Source organism: Protofrankia sp. Cr1 (genome assembly GCF_963555865.1).
In the GTDB taxonomy this organism is placed as follows: domain Bacteria; phylum Actinomycetota; class Actinomycetes; order Frankiales; family Frankiaceae; genus Protofrankia.
The window spans coordinates 1,969-13,483 of the sequence record NZ_CAUVXO010000111.1; the positions used below are offsets into that span (position 1 = coordinate 1,969).

11 protein-coding genes are annotated in these 11,515 nt (G+C 69.0%); 10 read left to right on the plus strand and 1 reads right to left on the minus strand.

The window, feature by feature from the left end; all coding sequences use genetic code 11:
* From accA to U9980_RS11555, 10 genes are all read left to right on the plus strand, one after another.
* The coding region (accA, locus tag U9980_RS11510) for a carboxyltransferase subunit alpha (protein ID WP_322767906.1) at nt 1–934 on the plus strand (934 nt) is incomplete at its 5' end.
* Nucleotides 931–1,506, plus strand: coding sequence for an acetyl-CoA carboxylase biotin carboxyl carrier protein (locus U9980_RS11515; RefSeq protein ID WP_322767907.1), 576 nt, complete (start codon nt 931–933; stop codon nt 1,504–1,506). The genes accA and U9980_RS11515, both read left to right, overlap by 4 nt.
* A gap of 89 nt (nt 1,507–1,595) precedes the next feature.
* Nucleotides 1,596–2,945 (plus strand): acetyl-CoA carboxylase biotin carboxylase subunit, encoded by a 1,350-nt coding sequence (locus U9980_RS11520; RefSeq protein ID WP_322767908.1) that lies wholly within the window; start codon nt 1,596–1,598, stop codon nt 2,943–2,945.
* Nucleotides 2,946–2,958: 13 nt separating this feature from the next.
* Nucleotides 2,959–3,297, plus strand: a complete 339-nt coding sequence (locus tag U9980_RS11525; RefSeq protein ID WP_322767909.1) for an acyl carrier protein — start codon at nt 2,959–2,961, stop codon at nt 3,295–3,297.
* A complete protein-coding gene (locus U9980_RS11530; protein WP_322767910.1) occupies nt 3,297–3,845 on the plus strand; it encodes an SRPBCC family protein in 549 nt (182 codons plus the stop codon). The genes U9980_RS11525 and U9980_RS11530 overlap by 1 nt, the downstream gene beginning before the upstream one ends.
* 23 nt (nt 3,846–3,868) lie before the next feature.
* Nucleotides 3,869–4,309, plus strand: a complete 441-nt coding sequence (locus tag U9980_RS11535; protein ID WP_322749647.1) for a cupin domain-containing protein — start codon at nt 3,869–3,871, stop codon at nt 4,307–4,309.
* Nucleotides 4,309–5,583: a beta-ketoacyl-[acyl-carrier-protein] synthase family protein gene (locus U9980_RS11540; protein ID WP_322767911.1), complete on the plus strand. Its 1,275-nt coding sequence runs from the start codon at nt 4,309–4,311 to the stop codon at nt 5,581–5,583. The genes U9980_RS11535 and U9980_RS11540 overlap by 1 nt, the downstream gene beginning before the upstream one ends.
* Nucleotides 5,580–6,920 carry a beta-ketoacyl synthase N-terminal-like domain-containing protein gene (locus U9980_RS11545; protein ID WP_322767912.1) on the plus strand — a complete coding sequence of 447 codons (1,341 nt, stop codon included), beginning with the start codon at nt 5,580–5,582 and terminating at the stop codon, nt 6,918–6,920. Before U9980_RS11540 ends, U9980_RS11545 begins: the two co-directional genes overlap by 4 nt.
* On the plus strand, nt 6,917–9,361 hold the full coding sequence (locus U9980_RS11550; protein ID WP_322767913.1) for an FAD-dependent monooxygenase: 2,445 nt from the start codon (nt 6,917–6,919) through the stop codon (nt 9,359–9,361). Before U9980_RS11545 ends, U9980_RS11550 begins: the two co-directional genes overlap by 4 nt.
* A gap of 99 nt (nt 9,362–9,460) precedes the next feature.
* On the plus strand, nt 9,461–10,876 hold the full coding sequence (locus U9980_RS11555) for an NAD(P)/FAD-dependent oxidoreductase (RefSeq protein WP_322767914.1): 1,416 nt from the start codon (nt 9,461–9,463) through the stop codon (nt 10,874–10,876).
* On the opposite strand, the gene U9980_RS11560 is transcribed toward U9980_RS11555, so the two are convergent.
* A partial coding sequence (locus tag U9980_RS11560) for a 4'-phosphopantetheinyl transferase family protein (protein ID WP_322767915.1) occupies nt 10,857–11,515 on the minus strand: 659 nt, incomplete at its 5' end. The two genes, U9980_RS11555 and U9980_RS11560, sit on opposite strands and share 20 nt — an antisense overlap.

The window sequence follows — 11,515 nt, forward strand, 5'->3', positions numbered from 1 at the left end:
GGGCGGACCGGTGGGCGGACCGGTGAGCGTGGTCATCACCGACCCGGAGCGGTTGGTCCAGCGCGACCCATGGGAGACCGTACGACTCGCCCGCGACACGGCCCGCCCGACCGTCCAGGATTATCTCGCCCGTTCCTTCGACGCTTTTGTCGAACTGCGGGGAGACCGCCTCTATGGTGACTGCCGCGCGGTGGTCGCGGGTCTGGCGGAGATCGACGGACTCGCCGTGGCGGTTGTCGGGACGCAGAAGGGGCACTCGACCGCGGATCTCATCGCGAACAACTTCGGCATGCCGCAGCCCGAGGGCTACCGCAAGGCCATGCGGGTGATGTCGCTCGCGGCCCGGCTCGGGCTGCCCGTGGTCACCCTGATCGACACCCCCGGCGCCTACCCCGGGCGCGAGGCTGAGGAGAGGGGGCAGGCGTCCGCGATCGCGCACGCCATCCAGCGGATGTCGGCCTTCCCGACCCCGATCATTGCTGTGATCACTGGTGAGGGTGGCAGCGGCGGCGCGCTCGCGCTGGCCGTCGCGGACCGCGTTCTTGTGGCGGAGAACGGTGTCTTTTCGGTCATCAGCCCGGAGGCGTGCTCGGCGATCCTGTGGAACGATGCCCATGCTGCCGCCCAGGCGGCGCGTGCGCTCGGTCTCACCGCCCCGTCGTTGTTGCGCCTGGGCATCGTCGACGCGGTGGTGCCGGAGCCGCTCGGGGGGGCACAGGCGGATCATGGTGCCGCCGCGGACCTGCTGCGGGCCGCGGTGGTGGAAACGCTGCGGCCTCTGCTGTCGGTGCCGGCGGCCGAACTGGTCAACGCTCGGCGTGGGCGCTTCCGCCGTTTCGGCCAGGCCGCCGTGACGACCCCGGCCGCGTCCACGCCATCTCCGGGCTCAGCCGAACCGCGGCTGCGGCCGCGCCAGGAGGAGACGGCCGCATGAGGCCGGGCAGCGCGACCGATCAGCGCCAGCACGTTCTGGGGTGTCTGCACGAGTATGCCAGGCGGCTGGCCGATGAACTACCGGGGCGCCTGGGCCGCATCCGGGTCTGTTCCGGAGATGTGATCATCGAGGTCGAATGGTCGCCGGTCGCGCTCGCTGCGGCCGTACCGGCCCAGCTGGATCCGGCCGCGGCGCTCGTTCCGGCGCTCGTACCCGCCGGCGCTGCAGGCTCCCGGGCTGCCGGCTCCGGGGACGTTGGCTCCGGGGACGTTGGCTCCGGGGTTGCCGGTTCCGGGGACGTTGGCTCCGGGGACGTTGGCTCCGGGAACACCGTCGTCGTCTCCGCCCCGCTCGTCGGGACCTTCTACCACGCCCCCGAGCCAGGGGCGGAACCCTACATCGCGGTGGGGAAGGTCATCGAGGCCGGCGCGACCATCGGCATCATCGAGGCGATGAAACTACTGAATCCGGTGACCGCGGATACCGGCGGAACGGTGGCCCGGATCTGCGTCGAGAACGGGGAAGCGGTCGAGTTCAGCCAGGTTCTCGTTGAAATCACGCCGCACCACTGACGGACCGCCGGGTAAGGCACGATCGCACAACCGCCTCGCCCGGCGGCCCCGAGGGGCCCCCGGCCTTTTTCCCGCGGAGGGATGTAGAATTGTTTCAGAAAATTCTCATCGCGAACCGAGGCGAGATCGCGTTGCGGGTCGCCCGGGCATGCCGTGAGCTCGGCGTCCGGACAGTCGCCGTCTATTCGACCGCGGACGCCGATTCCGTCGTCCGGCGATACGCCGACCAGGCCGTGTGTATCGGGCCGCCGCCGCCACGGCGCAGCTACTGCAATGTCGCCGCCATCATAGAAGCGGCTAAGATGACGGAGGCCGATGCCATCCATCCCGGTTACGGATTTCTGTCCGAGGATCCGGATTTCGCCGAGATCTGCGCGGAGAACGGTCTGGTTTTCATCGGTTCCCCGCCGGCTGTGATGGCGTCGCTCGGAGACAAAAGCGTGGCGCGGACGCTGATGCGCCAGGCTGGCCTGCCCCTGCTCACCGGCAGCGCGGAGGCCGCCCGCAGCGCAGCCGACGTCCGCGATATAGCCGACGCCGTCGGTTACCCCGTCATCATCAAGGCCGTTGCCGGCGGTGGTGGTCGCGGTATGACCGTTGTATGGTCGGCCGCGGAACTGTCCCGGGCCTACACGCGGACGCGCGCCGCGGCGCGGGCCGTGTTCGGCGACGACCGGATCTATGTCGAACGCTTTCTTGAGCGGGCCCGCCACGTCGAAGTACAGATACTCTGCGACGCGCAGGGTGGAGGTATCCACCTCGGCACTCGTGACTGCTCGGTACAGCGCCGCCACCAGAAGCTGGTCGAGGAGGCGCCCGCGCCCGAACTCGACCCCGACCGGGTGGCCGAAATGTGCCGGGACGCCGTACGCGGGGCGCTCTCGGTCGGTTTCACCGGCCTCGGAACGGTCGAGTTTCTGGTTGACGAGGACCAGGCCCACTACTTCATAGAGATAAACAGCCGTATTCAGGTCGAACATCCGGTTACCGAGATGGTGACGGGATGCGATCTTGTTCACGAGCAGCTGTATGTCGCGTCCGGTACCCCGCTGCGGCTACGGCAGGAGGACGTCGTCGCGCGCGGCGTCGCGGTCGAGTGCCGGGTGAACACCGAGGACCCCGATCGCGGGTTCGTTCCCGCTCCGGGCCTGCTTGAACGGTTCACACCACCGGCCGGCCCGTTCGTCCGGGTCGATACCCACGGCTACCCCGGATACCGGGTCAGCCCGCATTACGACTCGCTGCTGGCCAAGGTGTCGGTCTGGGCACCCAGCCGGGCTGAGGCGCTGGGCCGGGCCGAACGCGCTCTGGCCGAGTTCGACATCGCCGGTCCCGGCGTGGTCACCACCATCCCCTTCATCAAACAGGTACTGGCTGACACCGAGTTCCGAAAGGGCCAGTATTCGACCGGCCTGGTCGAACGCCTGGTCGCGGACTGAAAAGGACACGGCGATGAGCACAGAAAACACAGAAAACACAGAAAACACGGCAAGCGCCGAACACGCCGAAAGAACGGGCGGCACGGCGACCGGCGGAAATACCCGGACCGTGGTGACACCGGCCCAGATCTCGGAGATCCTCGTTACGAAGGCCGGTGTGGACCCCGGTATTCTCGCCGGAAACCCGGATGTTTCTCTCCAGGATCTCGAAATCGACTCTCTGGCAGTGCTCGAGCTGCAGGCGGTGATCGTGGAGAGATTCGGAGTCGAGATTCCCGACCACGCCGTCACGATGACCGTGAACGAGATCTCCGCTATCGTCAACGAATCCTTCGAGGAGGTCTCCCGGTAATGTCGGGACACACCGAGAACTCAGTGTTCATAGCCGCTCCATTCGGCGTCGTCTGGGCCGCCACGAACGATGTCGAGAACTGGCCGGACCTCTTCACGGAGTATGCCTCGGTGGAGATTCTGGAACAGCGGAGTGACGCGGAATGCCAGGCTGACACCGTGCGTTTCCGGCTGGTCATGCATCCGGACGCCGACGGGCGGGTCTGGTCATGGGTGAGTGAGCGGACGGTTGACCACGAGCGCCGGGAGGTACGCGCGCATCGGGTCGAGCCCGGCCCCTTCCGGTACATGAACATCCACTGGTCCTACGAGGAAGTCGACGGCGGTGTCCGGATGACGTGGGTACAGGACTTCGCCATGCGCCCGGACGCACCCGTCGACGATGAGGCGATGACCGTCCGGATCAACATCAATTCTGTGATCCAGATGGAGGTCATCCGAGGCAAGCTCGAACGGCTGGCAGCCGGGGAGCTTGATCCGGCCGGGGCCGGGGCCGGGGCACCGGGTACGCCCGGTGTGGCCGGTATGGCCCGCGACACCCGTGCATGACGAGCGAGAGGGGAGTTAGGAGTATGGCTGTCACATCCTGCTGGGGACATGTGGCCGCTCGCGACGTGCCGGCAGATCGGCGCCGCGGCGGGGAGCTGCGGGTGCTGCTCGGCCCGCGAACCGTAGGCAGTACGTCCGGCTTCATGGGCGTGGCGACGCTTCTGCCGGGCGAGACGATCGCCGAACATTACCATCCATACAGCGAAGAGTTCCTGTGTGTTACGCACGGGGTGATTACCGTTGATTGCGACGACGAGCCTGCGGTCGTCGCACCCGGCGAGGGGCTCTACATCCCGGTCGGTATGCGCCACCGGCTGCGCAACACCGGGTCCGAACCGGCGTCGGTGGTTTTTCACCTCGGTCCGCTCGCCCCTCGTCCCGAACTCGGGCACGTCGACACCGAGAGTCCAGCTATCCAGAGTCCAGCTGTCCAGAGCGCAGCCGGCGACCCGGTGGCCTCGTGATGATCGCTTCGCGACGCGTGGCCGTGACCGGCGTGGGTGTGGTGGCACCGGGAGGGGCGACCCGGACGGCATTCTGGTCGACCGTGACCGAAGGGCGCACCGCCACCCGCCGCATCACGTTTTTCGACCCCTCGCCGTTTCGCTCCCGGGTCGCGGCCGAATGCGATTTCGATCCGGTGGCGGCCGGTCTGTCCCCCAGGCAGACACGACGGTCCGACCGGTACATCCAGTTCGCCCTCGCCGCCGCCGCGGAGGCGGTCACCGACAGTGGGATCGTGTTCGACGAGGACACCGCTAACGCGACCGGTGTCGCGATGGGTACGGCGGTCGGCGGCACCACGGCGTTGGAAACCGAATACGTCGTGGCCAGCGACACCGGCCGGGAGTGGCTGGTGGATCCCGACTATGCGGCCCCGTTCCTCTATCAGGCGCTGATGCCGAGCAGCCTGGCGGCCGATGTTGCGGCCAGGTTCGAGACACACGGCCCCGCGCAGGTCGTCTCGACCGGTTGTACGTCCGGGATCGACGCCATCGGGTACGGCTACCAGCTCGTCATGGACGGGGAGGCCGATGTCATGATAGCCGGCGCCTCGGATTCCCCGATCTCGCCGGTCACGCTCGCCTCGTTCGACGCGATCAGGGCGACGTCGCCGGATGATTCCGACCCCGCGCACGCCTCCCGCCCCTTCGACCGGGACAGGCAGGGCTTCATCCTGGGGGAGGGCGGCGCCGTCGTCGTCCTGGAGGAGATGGGACGCGCGCTGCGCCGGGGCGCTCACATCTACTGCGAGGTCGCCGGGTTCGCCACCCGGGGAAACGCCTTTCACATGACAGGCCTGCGGCCTGACGGCGCCGAGATGGCGGTCGCCATCGGTGACGCGTTGACCCAGGGGCGGTTGGCTGCGACGGACGTCTCCTACATCAACGCGCATGGTTCCGGGACGAAACAGAACGACCGGCACGAGAGCGCCGCCTTCAAGCGCGCCCTCGGCGACCATGCCTACCGGGTACCGATCAGCTCGATCAAGTCCATGGTCGGCCATTCGCTCGGCGCGATCGGCGCCATCGAGATGGCCGCCTGCGCGCTGGCCATCGAGCACGGCGTTGTGCCGCCCACGGCGAACTGGGCGAACCGTGATCCCGAATGCGACCTGGACTACACGCCCAACACGGCGCGGGAGCAACGGGTCGACGTGGCGCTGTCGGTCGGCAGCGGTTTTGGCGGATTTCAGTCCGCCATGATCTTCGCTCGGCCGCAGGAGGCCGGGCGGTGACGGGCCGGCCGAGAGAACCACGCGCGGTTGTCACCGGCATCGGGATCGTCTGCGCGAGCGGCATCGGCACGGACACCTACTGGAAGACGGCGCTGTCCGGTGAAAGTCGGATCGGACGCATCGGCGGGTTCGACCCGTCCCGATACGACACCACCCTCGCCGGCGAGGTGCCCGGATTCGAGGCTGCCGATCACATGCCCAGTCGGTTCATCGTGCAGACCGACCGTTGGACGCAGCTGGCTTTCTGCGCGGCCGGCCAGGCACTCGCCGATGCCGAGATCGATCCGGCGGCCCTCGATCCGTACGAGATGTCGGTGGCACTCGCGAGCGGTTCGGGGGGGAACGCCTTTGGCCAGCGTGAGCTCCAGCGGCTGTGGAGCTCACCGTCGCACACGGTTGGCGCCTATCAGTCGATCGCCTGGTTCTATGCGGCCACGGTCGGCCAGCTGTCGATCATGTATGGCATGAAGGGGCCGTCGATGGTGCTGGTGTCCGAGAGCGCCGGGGGCCTGGACAGCCTCGCCCACGCGGCGCGGCTGGTCCGCCGCGGGACCCCGGTCGTGCTCGCGGGCGGGACCGAGGCCCCGCTGTCGCCGTATGCGCTCACCTGCCAGCAGCACAACCACGCGATGACCGCCCGGACCGACCCGGCGCGGGCCTACTGTCCGTTCGATCTGGATGCGGACGGTTACGTGCCCGGGGAAGGGGGCGCCGTCCTGGTCATCGAGGATCTCGACCATGCGCTGGCTCGCGGCGCGCCCGTCATCTACGGGGAGATCGCCGGTGCCGCCGCGACGTTCGACGGGCGACCCCGGCCGCCGCGGCGGGGGAGCGGAGGCGACGTGGAGCAGTACGCGCGTGCGATGACCACCGCCCTGCGGCGGGCCGGCGTGCGTCCGGGCGACGTCGATGTCGTCTTCCCGGACGCACTTGGCGTCCCTGCCGCCGACCGGGACGAATGCGCTGCCATGTGGGCGGCATTTGGACCTGCATCGCCGGCGGTCACCACCCAGAAACCCCTGGTGGGACGGCTTTATCAGGGTGGAGCGGCGCTGGATGCGGCTACCGCGCTGCTGGCCATGCGTCATGATCTTCTTCCGCCGACCGCGGGCACCCGCGCTCCGGCCCAGGGGTGCCGGCTCAACTTCGTGTCCGAGGTGACCCCGACACCGGTGTTCACCGCGATGGTCAACGCGCGCGGGTTCGACGGATTCAACGCCTCGCTCGTCCTACGCCGTTGCCCTGAGATCGATTTCCCTGAGATCGATCAGCATCCAGGCTCGCCTTCTGGCGTGTCCCCTTTGACTCGAAAAGTACCGGAGGACAAGCAGCGATGACCAACCCCGAGAGGGCAGGCGGCCCCGCGACCGGACTCAGCGAGACCGAGACGGTACGTACGCTGCTGCGGATGCGTGCCACCGCCGGCCGCGAACATGAGTTTGAAAACGCCTGGCGGAAAGCGGCTGAGGTCATCAGCACGGTGCCCGGCAACATCCGCCAGGACCTCATGCGTGATCGGGACCTTCCCGGCGAATATGTGATCGTCGCGGACTGGGAGACTCGGGCGGCACTGGACGCCTTCGGACGCGGCCCGCGACGCGACCATGTCACCACGGCGTTGCGGGAGCTGCGCGATGATGCGGACCGCCACACCTACCAGGTTCTACACACCCTGTCGGGCCGGGGATCGGCCGTGCGCATCCTGGTCACCACGACCGTACCCGCGGGTGACGAGGACATCTTCGAACAGGCCTTCCTCGATGTGGCCGCGGCCATGCGCGGTGTCCCCGGCCACATCCGTGAAGAGCTTCTGCACGAGCCCGGAACGCCCACCTACCACCTGCTCGCCGAGTGGGCGTCGAAGGCCGCGTTCCTCGCCTGGGTACAGGATCCGCGTCATACCGACCGGACCACCAGGCTGATTCCGTACCTCAACCGGGGGTTCTCCCGCCGTATCTTCACGATCGCGGCCCGGCCGCCGGACCCGGTGGCGGAGCTGGAACCGTCCGCGTCCCCGCCCACCGGCACCGGCACCGCCAGCGCCAGCGCCAGCGCCACTGTCATCGGCACTGTCATCGGCACCGGGGCCGCACCGGTGCCGGTCAGCGGGCGGCGAGAGGCCCGCACGAGCATCGACGTGCTGGTGGTCGGTGCGGGACCGACCGGCCTGACCCTGGCCGTGGAGCTCGCCCGCCGCGGGGTTTCGTTCCGGCTGGTGGAGAAGAGCACCGAGCCGCCGAGTCAGGCGGACAAAGCCATCGGCGTCCACTGCCGAACCATGGAGATCTGGGAGGACATGGGCGTCGTCCGCGCGGCCGTCGACGCCGGTATCTGGTTCAACGGCCAGATCGTTATGATCAACGGACGTCAGACGCACCGGGTCGAATGGAACCTCCCGGAGCTCCCGTATGCCCACCTCGGGCTGCCCCAGTACGACACGGAACGGATCCTCACCGACCGTCTGCGCACGCTGGGCGGATCGATCGAACGGGGCGTCGCACTGCGCGGTCTCACCCAGGACGCCTCGGGCGTGAGCGCAGCGCTGTCCGGCGCCGACGGTACGCAGGAGACGGTGCGCGCGAGGTACATCGTCGGCTGCGACGGCGCGCACAGCGTCGTCCGCAGGGAACTGGATCTGTCCTTCAACGCCGGGGCCGGTCGGTTCCCGCAGCTGTTCATGCTGGCCGACTTCGACGTCGACTGGGCGATGCCGCAGGGATACCTGCTGCGGTTCATGCACATGACCGACGGTGAGCTCGACGGGATGCTGGTGTGCGTCCCGCTGCGCGGCAAGGGCCGATACCGGATGGCGACCATGGCGCCGCCGCGGATCATGGCGGAGGCTGCCCGCACCGAGGTGCCGCCGGGTTTCACCAAGGAGTACGAACCGCCGACGTTGGCCGACTTTCAGGTCGCGCTCGACCGGCTGGCACCGGCCGGCACCACCGGAAGCAACCTCCGCTGGTCGTCGATCTTCCGGATCAGTCACGGGATCGTCGACCGCTACCGGGTCGGTCGGGCCTTCGTCGCGGGCGACGCCGCGCATCTGCACCCGCCCGCAGGCGGTCAGGGCATGAACACCGGGATCCAGGACGCCTACAACCTCGGCTGGAAGCTCGCGCTCGCCGTGAGCGGGCACGCCGGGCCCGGGCTGCTCGACACCTACGAGGCCGAGCGCCGCCCAGCCGGCCGGGCGGTCATGGACCGCGCCGTGCGGGTGGCGTTCACCGACGAGATGGACAACGCCGACGAAAAGGCGCAGTTCCTCGACGAGATGCAGATGACCTTGAGTTACCACGGCACCCCGGGGGTCGGCGAGGCACTGGGTTGGGAGGCGCCCGAACGGTCCCCGGCGGCCGGGGACCGCGCGCCCGACGTGCACGGTCTGACCCGTCGCGGTGTCGGGCATCCGATGCGCCTGTTCGAGCTGACCCACGGCACCGTGCACACGTTGCTGATCTACGTGGACGCGTCCACGACCGAGGAAGACCTGCGTGGCTACGAGAAGATGGCCGGCGCGATGCGGCAACAGTTTCCCGGGCTGGTCGACATCTATCTCGTCCGGGATCTGGATGCCACGTCGTCGCCGGGCGTCGACCTGCCCGTCGTCTATGACACCGGCCGGACGTTCCGCTCGGCCTACGCGCCCACCGGACCGTGCGCCTACCTGATCCGCCCGGACGGGCACGTGGGCTTCCGGACCAGGCCGATCCTCACGGGTGCCCTTGAGGACCATCTGCGCGCCGTGTTCGGCGGCGGTGATCAGGCATCCCGGTAGCGCGGAGTCCGGTAGCGCGGAGCTGAGCGACGGGGAGGCACGACACGGGGCACGACGCGGAGGCACGACGCGGACACACGACACCGAGAGGGGATTGGGATGGCATCGTGGCTGGGATCGGGAAGGGGACCCGCACGACGGCTGCGGGTTGTCGTGTGCGGCGCCGGGCCGGCGGGGATGACCCTCGCGCTCGCGCTCGCGCGGGAAGGGCATGCGGTCACGCTCCTCGAGCGGGACGAGACACCTGTGCCTGCGCAGGTTGATGCGGCTGCGGCCTGGAAACGGACCGGGGTCGCGCAGCTGCACCAGCCGCATGCCTTCCTCGCGCGTGGCTGCTCCGAACTGCTGACCGCTCTGCCCGACGTCGTGGCGGCGCTGCGCGGCGCCGGCGCGGTGGACGTCGCCCTGCCCGACGGGCTGAGTTCCTTCCTGTGCCGGCGCAGCACGTTCGAGTGGGTGCTGCGCCGGCTGGTCGAGGCCGAGCCGAGGGTCTCCATCCACATCGGGACCGCCCGGGCGATCGAGGTGTTCGGGGGTGCGGTCAACGGAGTACGCCTTGATGACGGCGGCCTGCATTCGGCGGATCTTGTCGTCGACTGCGGCGGCCGGCGCAGTGCCCTCACCGCGGCGATGCTCGCCCAGGAGACCTTCGACGAGCCGGCTAACGAGGTGTACCGGTCACGGCGATACCTGCTGCGGTCGGGGCGGGCGCCAGGTCCGGTCAACCGTGGAGTGATCGGGGTCGAGGAGGGTGACGGCTACTCGTTCCTGGTCTTCCCCCAGGACGCCGGGACCTTCACCGTCACGTTCGTGCATCTGCCGGAGGACAGCGCGTTGGCGGGCCTGCGCACAGTGCCCGTCTTCGACGCAGCCGTGCGCGTGGTTCCCTTCGGCGCGGCCTGGACCGACCCCGCGGTCGCCGAGCCGATCTCGGACATCATGGTCATGAACGGGCTGCGCAACGTGTTCCGGCCGCTGGGCCCGGCCACGCCACCGGGCGTGCACGCGATCGGCGACGTTGTCTGCAGCACCAACCCGCATTTCGGTCGGGGCACGTCGTTGGCCGTGGCGCACGCTCTCACCCTCGCCCGGGCGGTCGCGGAGAACCCGGCGGATCCCGAGCTGTGGCGTGAACGTGTTGACGCCTGGGTCCATGACGAGCTGCGGTCGTGGTTCGACGACGCCCGGTCACTGGATCGGTCGCGTTCGGTAGTCTGGCGTGCCGCCGTGAACGAAACTGTTTCGGACATTCCCGCCATTCCGGCCATGAGCCCGCCGAGCCCGGCTGCCATGCCGCGGTTCATGGTGCTCGCCGCCGCCGCTGCCGACCCGGTGGTGGCACGCGCGGTGTTCCGCCACATGCACCTGGTCGATGCACCGGAGGACCTGCGTGCGGTGGAACCACGGGTGGCAGAACTGCTCGCCTCGGGATGGCGCCCGACGCGACCCGCGGACCTACCGACCCGGGCGGAACTCGTTGACGTCGTCTCCGCCGTCAGAGTTCCGGCCCTGTGACCGCAGGCCCTGTGACCGCAGGCCCTGTGATGGACGGCGCTGTGATCGCAGGCAGCGTGATCGCCGTGATGAGCAGACCCCTGCCGAGCATCCAACGACCCGTGAACCCGGTCAGCTCGCAACCGGCGACGATCGGTCCCGCCACCAGCAGCCGGGCGGAGAAGGTACCGGTGGACGGCTCGACCGTGATGACCGCGTCGTCAAAGCCGAGCCAGCGCCCGGCAAGGGGAAACCACGCCTTGTAGACCGACTCCTTGGCGCTGAAGAGCAGCCTGTCCCAGCACACCTCGGGGTGGTGCGCCTGCAGTGGACCGAGCCAGGCGTGTTCCTCGGCCAGGGCGACATGGTCCAGGACGCCCGGCGGGACAACCGCGTTGGGTTCCGCATCGATACCGATCGTGACGACATCGGTAGACCAGGCCACGGCAGCCGCGCGATATCCCGCACAGTGCGTGATACTGCCGACGACTCCGGCGGGCCATTGCGGCTCGCGTCGGGGACCTGGCAGGATCGGCGCCGGCGGTAGGCCGAGCGTGGCGAGCGCGCGGTGGGCGCATACCCGGGCGGTGGTGAACTCCCGGCGCCGCTTGTCCACGGACCGCCCGAGGGTCGCCTCCTCCTCGGCGAACAGCACGGCGT